This window comes from Comamonas sp. GCA5 (assembly GCF_036541385.1).
Classification (GTDB): domain Bacteria; phylum Pseudomonadota; class Gammaproteobacteria; order Burkholderiales; family Burkholderiaceae_C; genus Comamonas; species Comamonas aquatica.
Map to the genome: position 1 here is coordinate 1 of NZ_JAZHFR010000002.1, position 19,711 is coordinate 19,711.

Annotated in this window: 19 protein-coding genes; 2 read left to right on the forward strand and 17 right to left on the reverse strand. The window is 65.2% G+C overall.

Annotated features, from left to right (window positions below; translation table 11 throughout):
* The 13 genes from SJH88_RS00640 to SJH88_RS00700 form a co-directional block, all read right to left on the reverse strand.
* A partial coding sequence (locus SJH88_RS00640) for a pseudouridine synthase (RefSeq protein WP_274753320.1) occupies nucleotides 1-643 on the reverse strand: 643 nt, incomplete at its 3' end.
* Nucleotides 644-742: 99 nt separating this feature from the next.
* Nucleotides 743-1,249 carry a disulfide bond formation protein B gene (locus tag SJH88_RS00645; RefSeq protein WP_274753383.1) on the reverse strand — a complete coding sequence of 169 codons (507 nt, stop codon included), beginning with the start codon at nucleotides 1,247-1,249 and terminating at the stop codon, nucleotides 743-745.
* 60 nt (nucleotides 1,250-1,309) lie between these two features.
* The gene (locus SJH88_RS00650; protein ID WP_042412864.1) at nucleotides 1,310-2,437 is read right to left on the reverse strand and encodes a sulfate/molybdate ABC transporter ATP-binding protein; all 1,128 of its coding nucleotides are present in this window, start codon (nucleotides 2,435-2,437) and stop codon (nucleotides 1,310-1,312) included.
* Nucleotides 2,438-2,465: 28 nt separating this feature from the next.
* The gene (cysW, locus tag SJH88_RS00655) at nucleotides 2,466-3,440 is read right to left on the reverse strand and encodes a sulfate ABC transporter permease subunit CysW (RefSeq protein ID WP_274753321.1); all 975 of its coding nucleotides are present in this window, start codon (nucleotides 3,438-3,440) and stop codon (nucleotides 2,466-2,468) included.
* Nucleotides 3,437-4,339: a sulfate ABC transporter permease subunit CysT gene (gene cysT / locus SJH88_RS00660; protein ID WP_274753322.1), complete on the reverse strand. Its 903-nt coding sequence runs from the start codon at nucleotides 4,337-4,339 to the stop codon at nucleotides 3,437-3,439. The genes cysW and cysT overlap by 4 nt, the downstream gene beginning before the upstream one ends.
* Before the next feature lie 82 nt (nucleotides 4,340-4,421).
* Complete coding sequence (locus tag SJH88_RS00665; RefSeq protein ID WP_154163915.1) at nucleotides 4,422-5,423, reverse strand: sulfate ABC transporter substrate-binding protein; 1,002 nt, start codon at nucleotides 5,421-5,423, stop codon at nucleotides 4,422-4,424.
* A 173-nt stretch (nucleotides 5,424-5,596) separates the two neighbouring features.
* On the reverse strand, nucleotides 5,597-6,166 hold the full coding sequence (locus SJH88_RS00670; RefSeq protein ID WP_274753323.1) for an RBBP9/YdeN family alpha/beta hydrolase: 570 nt from the start codon (nucleotides 6,164-6,166) through the stop codon (nucleotides 5,597-5,599).
* Between the two features lie 259 nt (nucleotides 6,167-6,425).
* Nucleotides 6,426-7,067: a bifunctional 4-hydroxy-2-oxoglutarate aldolase/2-dehydro-3-deoxy-phosphogluconate aldolase gene (locus tag SJH88_RS00675; protein ID WP_045266988.1), complete on the reverse strand. Its 642-nt coding sequence runs from the start codon at nucleotides 7,065-7,067 to the stop codon at nucleotides 6,426-6,428.
* Nucleotides 7,049-8,878, reverse strand: coding sequence for a phosphogluconate dehydratase (edd, locus tag SJH88_RS00680; RefSeq protein WP_274753324.1), 1,830 nt, complete (start codon nucleotides 8,876-8,878; stop codon nucleotides 7,049-7,051). Before edd ends, SJH88_RS00675 begins: the two co-directional genes overlap by 19 nt.
* A gap of 97 nt (nucleotides 8,879-8,975) precedes the next feature.
* Nucleotides 8,976-9,995: a TRAP transporter substrate-binding protein gene (locus tag SJH88_RS00685; RefSeq protein ID WP_274753325.1), complete on the reverse strand. Its 1,020-nt coding sequence runs from the start codon at nucleotides 9,993-9,995 to the stop codon at nucleotides 8,976-8,978.
* A gap of 48 nt (nucleotides 9,996-10,043) precedes the next feature.
* Nucleotides 10,044-11,324: a TRAP transporter large permease gene (locus SJH88_RS00690; RefSeq protein ID WP_274753326.1), complete on the reverse strand. Its 1,281-nt coding sequence runs from the start codon at nucleotides 11,322-11,324 to the stop codon at nucleotides 10,044-10,046.
* Nucleotides 11,325-11,336: 12 nt separating this feature from the next.
* The gene (locus SJH88_RS00695) at nucleotides 11,337-11,843 is read right to left on the reverse strand and encodes a TRAP transporter small permease (RefSeq protein ID WP_274753327.1); all 507 of its coding nucleotides are present in this window, start codon (nucleotides 11,841-11,843) and stop codon (nucleotides 11,337-11,339) included.
* A 30-nt stretch (nucleotides 11,844-11,873) separates the two neighbouring features.
* The gene (locus SJH88_RS00700; protein ID WP_274753384.1) at nucleotides 11,874-12,380 is read right to left on the reverse strand and encodes a gluconokinase; all 507 of its coding nucleotides are present in this window, start codon (nucleotides 12,378-12,380) and stop codon (nucleotides 11,874-11,876) included.
* A gap of 223 nt (nucleotides 12,381-12,603) precedes the next feature.
* Here SJH88_RS00700 and gntR point away from each other — a divergent pair, with 223 nt between their 5' ends.
* Both gntR and SJH88_RS00710 read left to right on the forward strand, forming a co-directional pair.
* Nucleotides 12,604-13,665, forward strand: coding sequence for an HTH-type transcriptional regulator GntR (gene gntR, locus SJH88_RS00705; RefSeq protein ID WP_042413053.1), 1,062 nt, complete (start codon nucleotides 12,604-12,606; stop codon nucleotides 13,663-13,665).
* 63 nt (nucleotides 13,666-13,728) lie between these two features.
* A complete protein-coding gene (locus SJH88_RS00710; RefSeq protein WP_274753328.1) occupies nucleotides 13,729-14,667 on the forward strand; it encodes an IS5 family transposase in 939 nt (312 codons plus the stop codon).
* A 167-nt stretch (nucleotides 14,668-14,834) separates the two neighbouring features.
* Here SJH88_RS00710 and SJH88_RS00715 read toward each other — a convergent pair whose 3' ends face one another.
* The 4 genes from SJH88_RS00715 to SJH88_RS00730 all read right to left on the reverse strand — a co-directional run bounded on the left by SJH88_RS00715 (nucleotide 14,835) and on the right by SJH88_RS00730 (nucleotide 19,674).
* Nucleotides 14,835-15,845: an ABC transporter ATP-binding protein gene (locus SJH88_RS00715; protein WP_274753329.1), complete on the reverse strand. Its 1,011-nt coding sequence runs from the start codon at nucleotides 15,843-15,845 to the stop codon at nucleotides 14,835-14,837.
* Nucleotides 15,846-15,864: 19 nt separating this feature from the next.
* A complete protein-coding gene (locus tag SJH88_RS00720; RefSeq protein WP_274753330.1) occupies nucleotides 15,865-17,505 on the reverse strand; it encodes an ABC transporter permease in 1,641 nt (546 codons plus the stop codon).
* A 26-nt stretch (nucleotides 17,506-17,531) separates the two neighbouring features.
* The gene (locus tag SJH88_RS00725) at nucleotides 17,532-18,548 is read right to left on the reverse strand and encodes an extracellular solute-binding protein (protein WP_043384683.1); all 1,017 of its coding nucleotides are present in this window, start codon (nucleotides 18,546-18,548) and stop codon (nucleotides 17,532-17,534) included.
* 196 nt (nucleotides 18,549-18,744) lie between these two features.
* Entirely contained in the window at nucleotides 18,745-19,674 is a 930-nt protein-coding gene (locus SJH88_RS00730) for a LysR substrate-binding domain-containing protein (RefSeq protein WP_154163906.1), read from the reverse strand.
* Nucleotides 19,675-19,711: the final 37 nt, after the last annotated feature.

Consider the following 19,711-nt stretch of genomic DNA (forward strand, 5'->3'; position numbering starts at 1 on the left):
GCCGGCGCGCCGAGACCACCGGACGGCCCGGTGGGCGCCGCGCTGTCGTGCCCGCCGACGCCTGGCTGCCCGCCGGTGCCATGTCACCCCACTGGATGTCTTCACGCGCAATCGCGCGCCACTGGCCCGGGGTCAGCGCCTCCAGCTGCAGGTTGGCAATGCTGCGCCGGATCAGGCGCAAGGTCGGGTGGCCGATGGCCGCCGTCATCTTGCGCACCTGGCGGTTCTTGCCCTCGACCACGGTGATTTCCAGCCACACGTCCTGCACGCTCTTGCGCACCCGCACCGGCGGATCGCGCGGCGCCACCTGCGGCTGGGGCTGCAGCAGCTGGGCCTGGCACGGCAAGGTGGTGTAGTCCTCGATGCGCAGGCCGTCGCGCAGGCGCTGCAGCGCGGCCTCGTCGGGCACGCGCTCGACCAGTACCCAATAGGTCTTGGGCTTCTGGTAGCGCGGGTGGAGCAATTGCTCGATCAACGGGCCGTCGTCGGTCAGCAGCAGCAGGCCCTCGGAATCCTTGTCCAGCCGCCCGGCCGGGTACACCCCGGGCGGCAGGTCGAACTCCGCCAGCGACCGCGCCCCATCCTCGGGGGTGAACTGGGACAGGACGCCATACGGCTTGTGGAAGAGGATGTACTGGGGCATGCCGGATCGATAGTGCGCAAAGGCCGTGATTGTCGGCCCAAAACAAAGCCCCGGCATGCCAGGCATGCGGGGCTGTAATCCTCAGGGGGAAGCAGGTTCTCAGCGGCGCTGGGCGCCCTTGCACAGCAGCGCCAACAGCACCAGCGCAAAGCCGACAAACCACAGGAAGGACCAGTTGGCGATGGTGCCGCCCAGGAAGGTCCAGTCCACGGCCGTGCAGTCGCCCGAGCCGCGGAAGATCATGGGAATGGCGCGGCTGATGGGGTAGTTCTCGATCATGCCGTACAGGTCACGGCCGCAGCTGGCGAACTCGGGCGGGTTCCACTGCAGCCAGCTCTGGCGGGCGGCCACGAAGGCACCCAAGCCGGCGGCCACCGCGGCCAGCAGGCTCCAGGTCTTCCACCAGGCACTGCGCCGGCCCAGGCTGGCCAGGCCGGTACACAGGGCCACCAGCACCAGGGCGTAGCGCTGCACGATGCACATGGGGCAAGGCTCCAGGCCCTGCACATGCTGCAGGTACATGCCAAAGGCCAGCAAGGCCACGCAGGCGGCGGCAATCAGCGCCAGGCTGCGGCGGGGGGCGGAAGTGATCCAGTTCAAAACCAGCATGTTGTTCTCATTTCAGGGGACGGCACCAGCGCCCCCTGCCCCATGCAGGTGGCGGACTCAGATACCGGCTGCTTCGTCCAAGAATACCTTGGCGCGCCGTGGTGTGACCACCAAGGTCTCCCCCTCGCGCAGTGCCATCTCGTGGAACTGCTGGGCAGGGATTTGCGCCTCGATCAAACGCTCGGAACCCGCATTGTCTGCGGATTGGGTGTCGTCCGCGGGAATAAGTTCCAGGCGCGCGATCGGACCCACCACGATGGCGCGGCTGAGCTGCACCACCATGCCGGTCTGGCGGCCGTTGCCGTCGGTGTTCTGGCCGGGGGAATAGCGCTCCACCTCCAGCTCGTGCGGGCGCACATAGGCGAAGGCGTTGCGGTCCACGGCCCCGGCGGCATCGCTGCTGGCCAGCTGCGTGCCATCGTCCAGCACCACGTGTCCATCCTGGGCGCGGCCCTTGAACAGGTTCACATCGCCCAGGAAGCCGTACACAAACGGGCTGGCCGGGTTGTTCCAGACTTCCTGCGGCGTGCCTTCCTGCTCGATCTTGCCCTGGTTGATGACCACCACGCGGTCGGCCACTTCCAGCGCTTCCTCCTGGTCGTGCGTCACGAAGATGGAGGTCACATGCAGCTCATCGTGCAGGTGGCGCAGCCAGCGGCGCAGCTCCTTGCGCACCTTGGCATCCAACGCACCGAAGGGCTCGTCCAGCAGCAGCACCTTGGGCTCCACCGCCAGAGCGCGCGCCAGGGCAATACGCTGGCGCTGCCCCCCCGACAGCTGCGAGGGGAAGCGGTCGGCGATCCAGTCCAGCTGCACCAGCTTGAGCAGGCTCATCACCTTCTCCTTGATCTGGGCTTCGCTGGGGCGCTCGCGGCGGGGCTTGACGCGCAGGCCGAAGGCCACGTTCTCGAACACGGTCATGTGGCGGAACAGCGCGTAGTGCTGGAACACGAAGCCCACGTTGCGCTCGCGCACGTGCACGTCGGTGGTGTCTTCGCCGCTGAAGTGGATGCTGCCGACGTCGGGCGTTTCCAGCCCGGCGATGATGCGCAGCAGCGTGGTCTTGCCGCAGCCCGAGGGGCCCAGCAAGGCAATCAGTTCCCCGGACTGGATGTCCAGGCTCACATCGCGCAGGGCCTGGAAGTCGCCGAACTGCTTGCTGACATTGCGGATTTCAATGCTCATGGTCTTGATCTTTCATGCGCGCCGCGCTTCAGGCGGCGGAGCGTGGCGTGGGTTGCTCGGGCGGCAGGCTGGCCGCGTCCTTGAGCTGTTGTTCATGCTTCCATTCGGCCATGGTCTTGATGACCAGGGTCACCAGCGCCAGCAGGGCCAGCAGGGAGGCCGCTGCAAACGCCGCCACGGATTGGTATTCGTTGTAGAGGATCTCCACGTGCAGCGGGATGGTGTTGGTCTGGCCGCGGATGTGGCCCGAGACCACCGACACCGCACCGAACTCGCCCATGGCGCGGGCGTTACACAGGATCACGCCGTACAGCAGGCCCCACTTGATGTTGGGCAGCGTCACCTTCCAGAAGGTCTGCCAGCCGCTGGCCCCCAGCACGATGGCAGCCTGCTCCTCGTCATTGCCCTGGGCCTGCATCAGCGGGATCAGCTCGCGGGCGATAAAGGGGAAGGTCACGAACACGGTGGCCAGCACGATGCCGGGCACGGCGAAGATGATCTTGATGTCGTGCGCCGCCAGCCAGGGGCCGAACCAGCCATGCGCGCCGAACACCAGCACATACATCAGGCCCGCCACCACGGGCGAGATGGAGAACGGCAGGTCGATCAGCGTGATCAGGAAGGCCTTGCCACGGAAGTTGTACTTGGCGATGCACCAGGCGGCCGCCACGCCGAACACCAGGTTCAGCGGCACGGCAATCACCGCAGTGATCAGCGTCAGCTTGATGGCGGCCCAGGCGTCGGGTTCGTTCAAGCCCTCCAGGTAGGCCCCAAAGCCCTTGCGCAGCGCCTCGGTGAACACGGCCGCCAGCGGCAGCACCAGGAACAGGGCGATGAAGGACAGCGCCACCCCGGTCAGCACCCAGCGCACCCAGCGCGGCTCGGTGGTGGACAGCTTTTCAGGCTTGCTGCCCTTGCGCGGGGCCGTCAGGTGGTAGGCCACCACGGCCAGCACCAGCACGGCCAGCAGCAGCTTCAACAGGAAATAGTGTTGTTCGTTCATGCGGGGGCTCCTGCATGGCGGCGCTGCCACGCCTGCAAGGCGTTGATGACCAGCAGCAGCACAAAGGAGATCACCAGCATCACCACCGCCACGGCCGTGGCGCCGGCGTAGTCATACTGCTCCAGCTTGCCGATGATGATCAGCGGTGTAATTTCGGAAATCATGGGCATGTTGCCGGCGATGAAGATGACCGAGCCGTACTCGCCCACCGCGCGCGCAAAGGCCATGGCAAAGCCAGTCAGCAAGGCCGGTGTGATGGCCGGCAGGATCACCTTGTAGAAGATCTGCCAGCGGGTGGCGCCCAGGCTGGTGGCGGCCTCTTCCAGCTCTTTCTCGGTGTCTTCCAGCACGGGCTGGACGGTGCGCACCACGAACGGCAGGCCGATGAAGATCAAGGCGATGACGATGCCGTTGGGGTTGAAGGCCAGCTGGACGCCCAGCGGCTCCAGGTACTGGCCCACCCAGCCGTTGCCGGCCAGCAAGGCCGTCAGCGAGATGCCGGCCACAGCCGTGGGCAGGGCAAACGGCAGATCGACCAGGGCATCGACGATTTTCTTGCCGGGGAACTGGTAGCGCACCAGCACCCAGGCGATCAGCAGGCCGAACACCAGGTTCACCAGCGCGGCGGCGAAGGAGGCGCCAAAGGTCAGCTTGTAGGAGGCGACCACCCGCGGTGCGGCCACGGCCTCCCAGAACTGGGCCCAGGACAGGTCAAAGGTTCTGAGCAGCAAGGCCGACAAGGGGACCAGCACGATCACGCTCAGATAAAACAGGGTGTAGCCCAGCGTCAGCCCGAAACCGGGCAGGACGCGGCCCGCGCCACGGCCCCGGCGTGGCCCTGAGGGCTGACCGGAGGCTGTGGCGCTGGGCGTGGGGCTGGCAGGGGATACGACGGACATTGTTGGTTTTTCCCAGTCGGCCAGAAATCGTTGTTGTTATGAAAAGGGACGCTGTCGCCAGCGTCCCGTGCACAGCCCGGGCTTACTTGCCGGGGGTGTAGATCTCGTCGAACTTGCCGCCGTCGTTGAAGTGCACCTTCTGCGCTTCGCCCAGCGAGCCGAAGTACTTGGCGACTGTGAACTGCTTCAGGGGCTTGAACACGTCGGCATGCTTTTTCAGCACGGCTTCCGAACGGGGGCGCAGGGCGTGGTTGGCGGCGATTTCCTGGGCTTCGTCCGAGTACAGGTAGTCCAGGTAGGCCTTGGCCAGCGCGCTGCTGCCCTTCTTCTCGGCCGTGCGCTGCACGATGGCGATGGGGTTCTCGGCGACGATGGAGCTGGAGGGGTAGACCGCCTGCACCTTGCCCTTGCCGAACTCGCGGTCCACGGAGATCACCTCGGATTCAAAGGTGATCAGCACGTCGCCGATGTTGCGCTGCAGGAAGATGGCCGTGGCATCGCGCCCGCCCTTGCCCAGCACGGGCACGTTCTTGTACAGCTGCTTCACGAATTCCTGGGCCTGGGCGTCGGTCCCGCCGGCTTCACGCACCGAGCCCCAGGCCGCCAGGTAGGCGTAGCGGCCGTTGCCACCAGTCTTGGGATTGACCACCACCACCTTCACGTCGGGGCGGGTCAGGTCCTTCCAGTCCTTGATGTTCTTGGGGTTGCCGTTGCGCACCAGGAACAGCATGGTCGAGGTGGTGGGCGAAGCGTCATGGGGGAACTGCTTGGCCCAGTCCTTGGCCACCACGCCGTTGTTGGCCAGGAACTCGATGTCGGTGGTGGTGTTGAAGGTCACCACATCAGCGGGCAGGCCGTCGTTGACCGCACGCGCCTGGGCGCTGGAGCCGCCGTGCGCCTGGTCAATCTTCACATCCTGGCCGGTGGTCTTTTTGTAGTGCGCAATGAAGGCCTGGTTGTAGTCCTTGTAGAACTCGCGGGCCACGTCGTAGGAGACGTTGAGCAACTGGCTCTGCGCGGAGGCCATGCCGGTGGCGGCCAGCGCAATCGTTGCCAGGAAAGTCTTGAGCTTCAAAGAGGTCATGGTGCGGTCGCCTTACTCACGCGGAGTCTGTTGCAAGAGATGCAGCGGATTGTGAAGAACAATCTTTAAAACTCAAAAGAATATATTTTTTAAATTAATCCAAAATAAGAATAAAGAAAAAGTGAGCTATCTGTGCATACTCAGCAAGCGAAAGACCACGATTTGATGCAAATTCAGGCCGCCACCGTGCGCGGCTGGGCCCCCCAGGCCATGTCCTGCACCAGGGATTGCAGCAGCGCCCGGCCCAGCGGCCATTCGCCGTGCCCGGACTCGGTGTTGATGTGGCCGGCGTTCTGCAGGCGCACGAACTCGCTGCCCCAGGCGCGGGCATAGGCACCGGCCAGGCGCACGGGGCAATAGGGATCGTTGCTGCTGGCCACCAGGATGCTGCGGTACGGCAGCGCCTGGTAGGGCACGGGGGCAAAGTCCGCCAGGTGGGCCCGGCGCTCGGGATCGGCCGGCGCCACCAGCAAGGCGCTTTGGATGCGCGCGGCCGCCTCCGGGCCGACGTGGCTGGTGGTGATGCAGCCCAGGCTGTGGGCCACGATGATGACCGGCTCGGGCCGCGACAGGATCAGCGCCTCCAGCGCGTGGACCCAGTAGGCGCGCTTGGGGGTGAGCCAGTCGTCCTGCTCGACCCGCTCGGCCTGCGGAAGGCTGTGGGCCCACAGGCTCTGCCAGTGGTCGGGGCCGGAATTGCGCCACCCCGGAACGATGACGATGCGCGGTTCTGTGTGTGCCATGGCTGGCCCTCCTTTGAGGCCGCCGATTGTCTGCGCCCATGCCGCCAAACCCAACGAATGATTGGTTGTTTTCTTATGTGCATAAGCTTGTGCGCCGGCAGCCCTGCTGGGGCGTCCAGGCCGCCTCAGGCCCTGGGGGCGGGCACCCGGACCGGGCTGCACGCGACCGGTGGCCCACACGCATAGCCACGCCTGGGGTTGGGAGCTCTTGCCTAGAACTGATTTATGCAAGAGCGCCCCTATCGGGCCTCGCAACAACTCACAGCGCCCGCAAAGCTTCTGCCTCGCGGGCCAGCGCGGTGATGCGGCTCCAGTCGCCCTGTTCCATCGCCTCCACCGGCACCAGCCAGGAGCCACCGACGCAGACCACGTTCTTCAACGCCAGGAACTCGGCTGCGTTGCCGGGAGAAATCCCGCCCGTGGGGCAAAAACGCACATCGCCAAACGGCCCCTGCCAAGCTTTGAGCATGGCCGAGCCACCGGCCTGCACGGCGGGGAAGAATTTCAGCTCGTTGAAGCCGTCGGCCTGGGCGGCCATGATCTCGCCGCTGGTGGCCACGCCGGGCAGCAGCGGCAATTGCAGGTCCTGGCAGGCTCGGCCCAGCGCACTGGTGTAGCCCGGACTCACCGCAAAACGCGCACCCGCATTCGCACAGGCCTGCGCATCGCCGGCGCTGCGCACGGTGCCGGCGCCGACAATGGCTTCGGGCACGGCGCGCGCGATGGCCTCGATGCTGGCCAGCCCCTGGGGCGTGCGCAATGTAACTTCCAGCACACGCACCCCGCCCGCGACCAGGGCCTGGGCCATGGGCACGGCATGCGCGACGTTGTTCAGGACGATGACCGGGATGACCGGCGCGTCCTGCATGATCTCGAGGGCGGTCAGTCGTTGTTGATCCATGTGCAGGCTCCCTCTTCTGCGCTGAGCGCGTGGCGCCGGAATCCGGCAAACAGTTCGCGGCCGAAACCTCGGCCATTGGCGTGGCGCAGCGCCTGGGGCATGGTGGCCACGGGGCGTTGCAGCCATTCGTCTTGGCTGACCAGTACGGCCAGCGTGCCGGCCACGGCGTCCAGGCGCACGCTATCGCCGTCGCGCAGGCGCGCCAGCGGCCCGCCCACGCAGGCCTCGGGCGAAACGTGGATGGCGGCGGGCACCTTGCCTGAGGCGCCGCTCATGCGGCCATCGGTCACCAGGGCCACCTTGTAGCCCTTGCCCTGCAGCACGGCCAGCGGCGGCGTGAGCTTGTGCAACTCGGGCATGCCGTTGGCGCGCGGACCTTGCCAGCGCACGACGCAGACCACGTCGCGGTCCAGTTCGCCGGCCTTGAAGGCCTGCTGCAGCGCTTCCTGCGAATCGAACACGCGCGCGGGCGCCTCGATGATGTGGCGGTCCTCGGGTACGGCGCTGACCTTGATCACGCTGCGCCCCAGGTTGCCGGACAGCAGCTTGAGCCCGCCCGTGGCGCTGAAAGGCTGGTCGGCGGGGCGCAGCACGGACAAGTCGCCCGAGGTGCCGACCTCATGCCATGCCAGCTGGCCGGCCTGCACGGCGGGGATGCAGGCGAATTCCTGCAGGCCCTGCTCGCGCACGGTCAGCACGTCGCCATGCATGAGCCCGGCCTTGAGCAGCTGGCCGATGACGTAGCCCGGGCCGCCTGCGGACTGGAACTGGTTCACGTCGGCGCTGCCGTTGGGATAGACGCGGGCCAGCAGCGGCACCACGCCCGAGAGTTCGGAAAAATCGTTCCAGTCGATGCGGATGCCCGCCGCGCGCGCCACGGCCACCCAGTGGATCAGGTGGTTGGTGGAGCCGCCCGTGGCCAGCAAGGCCACCATGGCGTTGACGATGCAGCGCTCGTCCACCACATGGCCTATCGGCGCGAAGCGCCGGCTTTTCGTGATGTCCAGCACCGTGCGCATGGCTTCGCGGGTGAGCAGCTCGCGCTCGCCATCAGCCGGGTTGATGAAGGCCGTGCCCGGCACGTGCAGGCCCATCGCTTCCAGCAGCATCTGGTTGCTGTTGGCTGTGCCGTAGAAGGTGCAGGTGCCCTCGCCGTGGTAGGCGGCCGTTTCGGCGGCCAGCAGTTCCTTGCGGCCCACCAGCCCCTGGGCGGCCTGTTCGCGCACCTTGGCCTTGTCGCTGTTGGACAGCCCCGAGGTCATGGGCCCGGCCGGCACGAAGACCGTGGGCAGGTGGCCGAAATGCAGGGCGCCGATCAAGAGCCCCGGCACGATCTTGTCGCAGATGCCCAGCATCAGCGCCGCATCGAACACATCGTGCGACAGCGCGATGGCCGTGCCCATGGCGATGGCATCGCGGCTGAACAAGCTCAGCTCCATCCCCGGCGCACCCTGGGTCACACCGTCGCACATGGCGGGCACGCCGCCCGCCACCTGGGCCGTGGCACCCAGTCTGCGGGCCTCGTCCTTGAGGACCTCCGGATAATGTGCCAGCGGCGCATGGGCCGACAGCACGTCGTTGTAGGCCGTGACGATGGCGACGTTGGGCGCCTTTTCCTCCACGATGCGGATGCGGTCACGACCGGGAATGCCGGCAAAGGCATGGGCCACATTGGCACAGCCCATGGATTGGGCGCCTGGCGGCCTGGCGGCCATGGCGTCCACCTGTTCAAGGTAGGCGGCGCGCGACGCGGCGCTGCGCGCACGGATGCGGCGCGTGACCTGGTCGACGATGGGGTGGATAGTGCTCATGCGTGGTTCCTGCGATGCGCTCGGTGGCGCCTCTTCTCTGGTTCATGGGGCGTCCGGGACACGGCCCCCTGCCGTGTCCCGGACCACCCGGTGCGCCTTACTTGGCGGCGCGTGCCTGCTTGACGGCAGCCTGCACCTCGTCCCAGGTGCCTTGGCCCACGGTCTTGGCGATACCGGTGTTCACCGCCGTGAGCTTGTCGCGCATGCGGCCGGCTTCAGCGGCAGGCAGTTCGTTGACCTGCATGCCCTTGGCCTTGATGTCCGCCAGGGCCTTGGCCGCCTCCTCGCGGGTGTCCTTGCGCTCGAACTCGCGGCTCTTGATGGCCGCGTCCTGCAGCACCTTCTTTTCGGCGGCGCTCAGGGTGTCCCACCACTTCTTGCTGACGGTGACGATCCAGGGGCTGTAGACGTGGTTGGAGACCGTCAGGTACTTCTGCACTTCATAGAACTTGCTGGACAGCACGGTGTTGAACGGATTTTCCTGGCCATCGACAGCTTTGGTTTCCAGCGCCGTGAACAGCTCGGAGAACGGCAGCGGCACGGCATTGGCCCCCAGCGCCTTGAAACTGTCGAGGAACACATTGTTCTGCATCACACGCAGCTTGACGTCGGCCAGGTCTTCCAGCTTGGCAATGGGGCGCTTGTTGTTGGTGAGGTTGCGGAAACCATTCTCCCAGTACACCAGCCCCACCATGCCCTTGGGCTCCAGCGTGGCCTTGACCTTTTCGCCCACGGGACCGTCGAGCACCACGTCAGCCTCCTTGGCGTTGCTGAACAGGAAAGGCGTGTCCCACACCGCCATCTCCGGCGACAGACCGACCAGCGTGGCCGTGGAGCCGACCATCATCTCCTGCGCACCGCCGATCAGCGCCTGCTGCATCTGCGTGTCCGAGCCCAGCGAGGCATTGCCGATCGCCCGCACCTTCATCTTGCCACCCGTCGCCTTCTCCACCTCCTTGGCGAAGAAGCGCACAGCGCGCCCCTGGTTCGAATCATCCACCAGGCCATAGCCGAATCGCACGATGCGAGGCTTGAAGTCCTGGGCCAGGGCCTGGCCGGTGGCGGCCAGCGTGGTGAGAGCGGCCATGAGGCTGGCCAGTGCAAAGGGAATACGCATTTTCATCTCCTTAGGTTGTAGGGTGTCGGTGAAATGGGACTAACTTTGTCAATGCATCCAGCGCAACGGTGCCAGGATGATTTGTGGGAAGAGCACGAATAGCACAGCCAGCAACACGTAGACCATCAGGAACGGGTTGGTGCCTCTGATCACGGTCTCCATGCGCAGCCGGCCCACGCCGGCTACCACGTTTTGCACCGTGCCCACGGGTGGGGTGATAAGCCCGATACAGCCCACGTAGATGAACATGAAGCCAAAGTAGACGGGGTCGATCCCAGCCTTGACAGCCAGCGGCGCACAGACGGGGCCGAAGATCAGGATGGTCGGCGTCAGGTCCATGGCAGTGCCCACCACCAGCAAGAAAAGCATCATCGTGGCCATGAAGAGCACAGGATTGCCCAACAGGCCCGAGAAACTCTCTGCCAGCATATTCGGCAGGTCCGCCAGCGTGATCATGTAAGCCGTCACCGTGGCCGCCCCACACAGGAACATCACCACGGCCGTGGTCTTGGCCGCCGCCAGGAAGACGGCATACAACCGGCCCCAGGTCATCTCGCGGTAGATCACCATCGACACGAACAGGGCATAGACGGCGGCGACCACGGCCGCCTCTGTGGGGGTGAACACACCGCCTTTAAGACCACCCAGGATGATGACCGGCATCATCATGGCCCAGAAACTCTGGGCAAGGGTCTTCAGGCGCTGCCCCCAGGCCATGCGCGGGCCGCGCGACAGGTCATATTTGCGGGCAATGGACCACCAGGCAAAGATCAGGAACAGGCCCATGATCAGGCCCGGCACCAGCCCGGACAGGAACAGCTTGCTGATCGAGGTGTTGGTGGTCACGCCATAGATCACGAAGGGCATGGACGGCGGGATGATGGGCGCGATGATGCCACCCGATGCCAACAGCCCGGCGCTGTAGCTGTCGGGGTACTTCTGGTCCCGCATCATGGGCAGCAGAATGGTGGCCAGCGCAGCGGTGTCGGCGATGGCCGAGCCGCTCATCGAGGCCAGCAACACTGCCGCGCCGATGGCCACGTAGCCCAGGCCTCCACGGATATGGCCCACATAGGCGCGCGCCAGGTCGATGATGCGGCGCGACAGACCGCCCGCATTCATCAACTCGCCCGCCAGGATGAAGAAAGGCACGGCCAGCAGCGGAAAGTTGTCGAAACCGGCCTGCAGGTTCTGCGCAAGCAACTGCGAATCGAAGAAATCCAGGTGCCACATCAGCGCCACGCCCGTGAGCACCAGCGCCTGTGCGATCGGCATGCCGATCACCATGCCGCCGATCAGCACCGCCAGAAAGATCAGGGTCACAACCATGGTGTGTACTCCTTACTCGACCGAAGTCTCGGCATGGTTTTCAGCCGGCGCACCGCGGCGCAGGTCGCGCAAGGTCACCACGATCAGGCCCACGGCCAGCACCAGGGTGGCCGCCGCGCCCAGCGCCAGCGGGTAGCCGAGCACCGTGCTGAAACTGTTCAGCCCGGCCTGGACCTGGTCCCAGGAGCCCGACAGCAGCAAGCCCATGCATGCCAGCACCAGCAGCTGCGACAGCCAGAACAGCAGCTTGCGTGCAGCGGGTCCCACGCGCGAGGTCACCAGATCGAAACCCAGGTGGCTGCCTTCGAAGGCCGCGACGATGGCACCGATGGCCACCAGCCAGACAAAGAGCAGGCGCGAGATCTCCTCGTACGACACGATGCTGGTGTGAAACACATAGCGCAGCACCACATTGACGAAGACGGCAATGACCATGCCGGCCAGCGCCAGCACCATCAGCGCCTCGGCCAGCCGCTGAAGGCGCGGCTTGGGGCGGGCTGCGGGGGAATCGGTTTGCATGTGGGGTCTCCTGATGTTGTGTTTATGTTGTTAGGTGGTCAGTGCATGGGGCCGGCCCAGCCACGATTGGGTGCGTTGCACGATCTCGGTCAGCGGCAGCGTGGCATCCACGCAGAGCACGGCGCCCTCACCCTCGGGGCGCTCCAGGGTCGCAAACTGGTTGGCCACGAGTTCCGGCGAGAAAAAATGCCCGGAGCGGCCCTGCACACGCTGCAGCGCGGTGTCGTAGCCCAGGTCCAGGAAGACGAAGCCCACCGTACCGCTCGGGCCGGCATCGCGCAGGCGATCACGGTATTTGCGCTTGAGCGCCGAACAGGTCAGTACCACGCCAGTACCGGGCGTTGCAATGGCCGAGTCAAGCAAGTGCGTCAGCGTGTCAAGCCAGCCGCTGCGATCTTCATCGGTCAAGGGAATGCCGGCTTGCATCTTGCGAATGCTCTCTTCAGCGTGGTAGGTATCTCCTTCGTGCAGTGTCCAGCCCAAGGAACAGGCCAGCGCCTGTCCCACGCTGGACTTGCCGCAGCCTGAGACGCCCATGACGACCAGCACACTGGGATTGGTTTCTGGATGATTTTTTGGATAGCGCTATCCATAACTTTGCAAAAAAAGACAGGCTAGAACCTGCCCTGGATTTCGGTGCTTATCCCAGACATACTGCGTATAAACCCGCAGCTGCACTGTCTTCTGGATAAATTGGTTAGCGCTATCATAGCCTTCACAAATAAAGCCATCGACCTAGGACATTCCCTTGGATCAACACCTGCCTACAGCTTCGCAACCCAATCCCGCCGAGCAGGCTCGCAGTCGCACTCGGTCTTCTCGCGCCAGTGGCCGAGTCACGCTCAGCGATGTCGCAGAAGCCGTCGGCGTCAGTCCCATGACGGTCTCGCGCGCACTGCGCGGCGAACGCCGCGTGGACCCCGCTTTGGTCGAGAAAATACGCGCCACCGCCGCGCAGATGGGCTATGTGCCAGACCCGGCAGCCCGCGCACTGGCTTCGCAAAAAAGTGCACAGGTGCTGGTGCTGGTGCCGATGCTGTCCAACACCCTGTTCGTGGATCTGATCGAGGCCGTGCACAAAGAGCTGTTCGCGGCGGGCTACCACGCCCTGATCGGCGTGACCCACTACGACCGTGCCGAGGAAGAGCAGCTGTTGCGCACCTACCTGCCCATGCGCCCTGCGGGCCTGCTGCTCACCGGCTTTGACCGCAGCCCCGCCGCACGTGCACTGGTGGCCGCCAGCAAGGTGCCGTGCGTGCACCTGATGGAGCTGGGCGACGGTAGCGGCACGCCCAGCGTCGGGTTTTCACAGGCCGATGCAGGCACCACCATCACCCGGCACCTGGTGGAACGCGGCCACAAGCGCATCGCCTTTTGCGCCGGTCAGCTCGATGCCCGTGTGATGCAGCGGGCCACCGGCTACCGCCGTGCATTGCAGGAAGCCGGCCTGTACGACCCTTCTCTGGAACTGCTCTGGCCCCGCCCCACATCGATGGCCCTGGGGGCCGAACTGCTGGACGCCGCGCTGCAGCTGAAGCCCGCACCCGATGCCCTGTTCTTCTGCAACGATGACATTGCTCAGGGCGCCTTGCTAGAAGCACTGCGCCGGGGGCTGCAGGTGCCGCAGCGCGTCGCTATCACAGGCTTCAATGACCTGCCGGGCAGCGACCAGATGGTGCCGCCGCTGACCACCATACGCACGCCGCGCAGCCATATCGGCACCGAAGGCGCACGCATGCTGTTGAAGCTCATACGGGGCGATGCCGTTGAACGACCCAATCTAGATTTGGGGTACGAGTTGGTTGTACGTAAAAGTAGCTAAGGGCCTCAGTTTCAAGGGGCTCTGTTGCACAAATCCAGGCCAAGCCGCTGCTAGGCTCTGGGCATGAGTGAGAGCAAGCGCCCTCGGGGCAAGTACAAGACGACGAACTGGGCCAACTACAACGCCTCACTCAAGGCCCGTGGGTCACTTACGGTCTGGCTGGACAAGGACCTGCAGTGGTATGCCCCGGCTACCGGCAAACGGGGCCGTCAACCCATCTTCTCTGATGCCACCATCCAGTTCTGCCTGAGCATCAAGAGCCTCTTGGGCTTGCCCCTGCGCCAGAGCCTGGGAATGGTTGAAAGCCTGTTGCGCTTGGCCGGGCTGGAATGGAAGGTTCCGGATTTCAGTACCGTATGCCGGCGTCAGAAGCACCTGAGCGTCAAACTGCCCTACCGACCCAGCACCACCGCGCTGGACCTGCTGGTCGACAGCACCGGCATCAAGTTCCTGGGTGAGGGCGAATGCAAGCGCAAGAAGCATGGAGCGGACTATCGGCGCCAGTGGCGCAAGGTGCACCTGGCCATTGATGCCCACACACTGGACATCCGGGCCATCGAGGTCACCGACAACGCCACGGGTGATGCCCCCATGCTGCCTGAACTGCTCAGCCAGATACCCGCAGATGAGCCGATTGCCAGCGTGGGCGGCGACGGGGCCTACGACACCAAGGCATGTCACGCGGCGATAGCCAGACGCAACGCCCAGGCCATCATTCCTCCACGCAAAAACGCTCGGGCATGGAAGAGCAGCCAGACAGGTGCGGCCTCACGCAACGAAGCTTTGCGAGCATGCCAACGGCTGGGACGACGAATCTGGAAGAAGTGGATTGGTTACCACCGGCGCAGCCTGGTGGAGACGAAGATGAATTGCTTCAAGCGGCTGGGCGAGCGGGTGATGGCCAGGACGTTTGAGCGTCAGGTGACGGAATTGCACATCCGTGTGGCTCTGCTCAACCGCTTCAGCCAACTCGGACGCCCGGTGACTGTGGCCGTGGCCTAAGTCCGTCTGGGGTTGGGGTTACTGCGTCCGCACGGGTCTTTGTGCAACAACGCCTACTTGCTGAGCAAACGATTGTGGGATCACGATATTCAAATACCTATTTAGCAATCCCTGAAAAAGCGCCCTAGCCCTTGCGGGATGGGCGCTGGTAACTATGGTTTGCTGACTCAGAGATCGGCAGCCAGACCGATGCGCACGGTATCACAACTGCCGTACAAGGCATTCAGCGAAGCCTTGGCCATGATGGGTTGGCCGTCGGGCAGCTCCAGCTCGAACACGAAGTGGCTGCCGCGGAAGGTCCGCTCGCGCACCTGGGCACTCACCCCCTCCTCCACTAGGCGCACATGCTCGGGCCGCAGCAGCACCTGCACCCCTTGTTCGGTCTGGAAGTGGGGGTGGCCGGCGGGCAACATGCCCAGCGCCGTTTGCCACTGGCCCCCGGGGGTGGATTGCGCCGGCACCAGCGCGCCCTCGCCCACGAAGCGGGCCACCTCCTGCGTGGCGGGTGCGCAGTAGACCTGCACGGCATTGCCCCACTGCATGAGCTGGCCGTGCGACATGACGCCCACGTTGTCGGCCATGGCAAAGGCTTCGTTCTGGTCGTGCGTGACCATCAGGGCCGTGGCCTTGGCGTGCTTGAGGATGGCGCGCACTTCGCGCGCAATGCTCTCGCGCATGGTGGTGTCCAGGCTGGAGAAGGGTTCGTCCATCAGCAGCAGGCGGGGCTTGGGAGCCAGGGCCCGCGCCAGCGCCACGCGCTGCTGCTGGCCGCCCGACAGCTCATGCGGCCAGCGCTGGCCCATGCCCTGCAGGCCCACCAACTCCAGCATTTCCTGCACGCGCGCGGCCCGCTCGGTCTTGGACAGCTGCTGCAGACCGAAGCCCACATTGCCATCCACCGTCAGGTGCGGGAACAAGGCATGGTCCTGGAACACCATGCCGATGTCGCGGTGCTGAGGGGGCACGCGCTGCGCCACGGCCGCCACCGTGCGGCCTTGCAGGTCGATGTGGCCGGCACGCACCGGCTCGAAGCCGGCGATGGCCCGCAGCAAGGTGGTCTTGCCGCAGCCCGACGGGCCCAGCAGGCAACCGATCTCACCCTGATCCAGACGCAGGCTGACGTTCTGCACCACCGTGGTGGCGCCGTATCCCAGTGAAACGTTTTTGACTTCAAGCATCACAAAATCTCGGCGATGTTCAACCGGCCGCAGACGGTTGTTTCTCGGTCTGCAGCACCAGCAGGATCACGGGCAGCAGCCCCACCAGCACAATCGCCAGCGCGGGCAAGGCCGCCTGGTCCCACATGGACTCGGAGGTCAGCTGGAACACGCGCACGGCCAGGGTGTCCCAGCCGAACTGGCGCATCATCAGCGTGATGGGCATTTCCTTCATCACGTCCACCACCACCATCAGGAAGGCGGACAGCAGGCCCGTGCGCAGCAACGGCAGGTGCAGGCGGCGCAAGGTCTGCCACGGCCCCAGACCCAGGGAGGCGCAGGCCTCCTCCTGGCTGCGCGTGATGCGCTGCATGGCCGCGTCCGTGGCGTTGTAGGCCACGGCCATGAAGCGTGCGGCCAGCGCCAGCAGCATACCGGCCAGGCTGCCCTTGAGGATGGCCAGGGTCTCGATCCCCAGCGGGGCCAGCAGGGCAATGAGGCGCTCGTCCAGCCAGGCAATCGGCACGAACACGCCCACCGCCAGCACCACGCCAGGCATGGCATAGCCCAGCACGGCCAGGCGCACGGTCCAGGCCGTCCAGGGGTCGCTGTGGCGGCGCCGCGTCCACGACAGCAGCAGGGCAAACACCGTGGTGACGGCGGCCGTGAACAGCGCCAGGCACAGCGTGTTCCAGACATAGCCCCAGTAGTCGCTGTTCAGGTCCTGGCGCCACACCGACCACACCCAGGCCACGATCTGCACCATGGGCACGGCAAAGGCCGCGCCAAACACCAGGGCGCAGGCGGCGAACGCCAGCCAGCGGCGGCCACCCTGCAGCACGGTGCGCTGCTGCTGTGGGTTGCTGACGTGGAAGCGCTTGGCGCGGCGCGAGCGCTGCTCCGCCGTCACCAGCACCAGCACCACCAGTACCAGGATTGCGGCCAGCTGCGCGGCGGCCGTGATATTGAACAGGTTGAACCACGACTTGTACAAGGCCGTGGTGAAGGTGTCGAAGTTGAAGACCGAGATCGCACCGAAGTCGGCCAGCACCTCCATCAGCACCAGGGCAAGGCCTGCGCCGATCCAGGGCCGCGCCAGGGGCAAGGCCACCTTGAAGAACGCGGCCAGGGGGCTGTAGCCTAGGGCCTGCGCCGCCTCCATGCTGCGGTGCCCTTGCGTCAGGAACGCGCTGCGCGCCATCAGGTAGACGTAGGGGTAGAAGGCCATGACCAGCACCATGACCAGACCCCACAGGCTGCCACGGATGTCGGGGAACCAGTGGCTGCTGCCCACCACCTCGCGCAGCAGGCGCTGCACCGGCCCGGCATATTCGAACAGGCCCATCTGTACGAAGGCCAGCACATAGGCCGGAATGGCCAGCGGCAACACCAGGGCCCAGGCAAAGAACTTGCGGCCCGGAAATTCGCACATCGCCGTCAGCCAGGCCAGGGGCACGCCCACCACCAGCACCACGCTGCCCACCAGCAGCATCAGCAGCAAGGTGTTGCCCAGCACGCGCGGCAGCACGTAGTTCCACAGGTGCTGCCAGATCTCAGGTTGGGGCGTCAATGCCATGCCGACCACCGTGAGCAAAGGCACGATGGTCAGCAAGGCGATGGGCAGCGCAAAAGCAAAACCGCGCCAGCGGTGCGCTGGCGCGGCATGGTCTACAACAGACAAGGGTCGAACCTAATTCCAAAAACCGATTAACGATAGCCTACACGATCCAGCAGCTTGATCGCTTCCGCTTGCTTGGAGCCGATGTCCGAAGCATTCAGAGGGCTGGGCGTGAACTTGCCCCATGCCTTGACGATGGGATCGACATCCGCCTTGGGATTGATCGGGCTTTCGTACGTGCCGTGAGTGTAAGCCGTCTGCACATTGGCCGAGGACAGCCATTCCAGCAGCTTGCGCGCGCCTTCGGGGTTCTTGGCGTGCTTGGTCACACCAGCGCCGGACAGGTTCACGTGGGCGCCGCCCTCGTTCTTGCCCTGGTTGGCCCAGAACAGCTTGACCTGCTTGTTGAAGTCAGGTTCCTTGGCCAGGATGCGGCCAAAGTAGTAGGTGTTGGCAATGCCCACGTCGCACTGGCCGGCGGCAATCGCCTTCAGCAGGCTGGTGTCGTTGGTGAACACGTCACCCGCCAGGTTGTTGACCCAGCCCTTGACGATGGCTTCGGACTTCTCCACACCGTGCTTGGCGATCAGCATGGCCACCAGCGACTGGGTGTAGGCCTGCTTGGAGGTGCGCAGGCACAGCTTGCCCTTCCACTTGGGGTCGGCCAGGTCTTCGTAGGTGCTCAGCTGCTCGGGCTTGACGCGGTCGGCCGAGAAGAAAATGGTGCGCGAGCGCTCCGACAGACCCCACCAGCGGTTGCCGGGGTCGCGGAAGTTGGCGGGCACATTGGCGTTCAGCAGGGGCGAATCCACCTTCTGCAGCAGGCCACGCTCGGCCACGTTCCACAGATTGCCCACGTCCACGGTGATCAGCACGTCGGCGGGCGAGCTGGCGCCTTCGGCGGCCAGGCGCTCGGTCAGGGAGCCACCGCTGTCGGTCAGCAGGTTGATCTTGACACCGGTCTGCTTGGTGTATTCGTCCAACGTGGGCTTGAGCAGGGCTTCAATGCGTGCGGAGTACACCGTCACAGCCTGGGGCTGTGCAGCCTGGGCCAAAGTGGCCGCGCCAACCAAGCTCAGGCACAGCGCCGTCTTCCAAATTTTCATCTTCTTCGCTTCCAGTGGTCAGGGGACGGCCAGCGGGTGCGCTGGCCAAACAGGAGAAGCACCGCCATTCGGGCTTTGCTTCAGAGTGAGAATTATTCCTGTTATGAATTCTGCCACGGTTTGCTGGCCTTGCCACCCCGACCACCCAGGAATCGAAGGGCTTCTGTGTCGGTGGTGGACAACAGGGCACGCCTGCTCAGCCGGTCCGCACCCCGGTGTCAGGGCCCGGGCCGTGGCTGGCCATGTGCTCACCCAGGAAATCCAGAAAGCTGCGCACCGCCGGGGTCAGGCCGCGGCGCGAGCCGAACACGGCATGGACGATGCTCAGCGGGAAGCGCCATTGCGGCAGCACATGCACCAGCTCGCCCCGGTCCATCTCGGCCTGGCACATGTAGTCGGGCAGATAGCACACGCCCGCGCCGCCCAGCACCGCATACTTGAGGGTCAGCAAATCGTCGGCCATGTAGCGCACCTGGGGCTGCAACTGCACCTCGGCGCCGGTGTCGCTGCGCAGGCGCCAGTGCGCCACACCGTCGAAGACCGACATCGACAGCACATGGTGCTGCAGCAGGTCCTGCGGGTTCTGCGGCGTGCCCTGGCGTTGCAGATAGGCCGGACTGGCCAGCAGGATCTGGTTGGCCAGCCCCAGGCGCTTGACGACCATGCTGGCACTGTCTTCCAGCGTGGAGCGCACCCGCAGGGCCACATCCACGCCCTCTTCCACCACGTTGACGGGGCGGTTGACCACCATCATCTCCACCCGCACCTGGGGGTATTTCTCGAGGAACAGCGGCATCAGCGGGGCCAGCACGGTCTGCGACAGGGTGACCGGGCAGCTGACTCGCACCGTGCCGCGCGGCTCGCTTTGCACCTGCTCGACCGTGTCCTGCGCGGCCTCGGCGGCATCGCGCATGGCCTGACAATGGCGCAGGTAGGCCGACCCCACCTCGGTCAGTGACAGCTTGCGCGTGGTGCGCTGCAGCAGGCGCACGCCCAGGCGGGCCTCCAGCTCAGCAATGCGCCGCGACAGCCGCGACTTGGGAATGCCCAGGGCCCGGCCGGCCGCGGCGAAGCCCCCGCGCTCCACCACCTCGGCGAAGTACAGCATGTCATTGAGATCTTGCATGGTTGGATCCAATTGAATCTATATTCAGAACAATCTA

Bases quoted from the DNA above. Each gene is read 5' to 3' on its own strand.
- SJH88_RS00650 (WP_042412864.1), bottom strand. From the start codon at position 2,437: ATGAGCATTGAAATCCGCAATGTCAGCAAGCAGTTCGGCGACTTCCAG.
- cysW (WP_274753321.1), bottom strand. From the start codon at position 3,440: ATGAACGAACAACACTATTTCCTGTTGAAGCTGCTGCTGGCCGTGCTG.
- cysT (WP_274753322.1), bottom strand. From the start codon at position 4,339: ATGTCCGTCGTATCCCCTGCCAGCCCCACGCCCAGCGCCACAGCCTCC.
- SJH88_RS00665 (WP_154163915.1), bottom strand. From the start codon at position 5,423: ATGACCTCTTTGAAGCTCAAGACTTTCCTGGCAACGATTGCGCTGGCC.
- SJH88_RS00670 (WP_274753323.1), bottom strand. From the start codon at position 6,166: ATGGCACACACAGAACCGCGCATCGTCATCGTTCCGGGGTGGCGCAAT.
- SJH88_RS00675 (WP_045266988.1), bottom strand. From the start codon at position 7,067: ATGGATCAACAACGACTGACCGCCCTCGAGATCATGCAGGACGCGCCG.
- edd (WP_274753324.1), bottom strand. From the start codon at position 8,878: ATGAGCACTATCCACCCCATCGTCGACCAGGTCACGCGCCGCATCCGT.
- SJH88_RS00685 (WP_274753325.1), bottom strand. From the start codon at position 9,995: ATGCGTATTCCCTTTGCACTGGCCAGCCTCATGGCCGCTCTCACCACG.
- SJH88_RS00690 (WP_274753326.1), bottom strand. From the start codon at position 11,324: ATGGTTGTGACCCTGATCTTTCTGGCGGTGCTGATCGGCGGCATGGTG.
- SJH88_RS00695 (WP_274753327.1), bottom strand. From the start codon at position 11,843: ATGCAAACCGATTCCCCCGCAGCCCGCCCCAAGCCGCGCCTTCAGCGG.
- SJH88_RS00700 (WP_274753384.1), bottom strand. From the start codon at position 12,380: ATGGGCGTCTCAGGCTGCGGCAAGTCCAGCGTGGGACAGGCGCTGGCC.
- SJH88_RS00710 (WP_274753328.1), top strand. From the start codon at position 13,729: ATGAGTGAGAGCAAGCGCCCTCGGGGCAAGTACAAGACGACGAACTGG.
- SJH88_RS00715 (WP_274753329.1), bottom strand. From the start codon at position 15,845: ATGCTTGAAGTCAAAAACGTTTCACTGGGATACGGCGCCACCACGGTG.
- SJH88_RS00725 (WP_043384683.1), bottom strand. From the start codon at position 18,548: ATGAAAATTTGGAAGACGGCGCTGTGCCTGAGCTTGGTTGGCGCGGCC.
- SJH88_RS00730 (WP_154163906.1), bottom strand. From the start codon at position 19,674: ATGCAAGATCTCAATGACATGCTGTACTTCGCCGAGGTGGTGGAGCGC.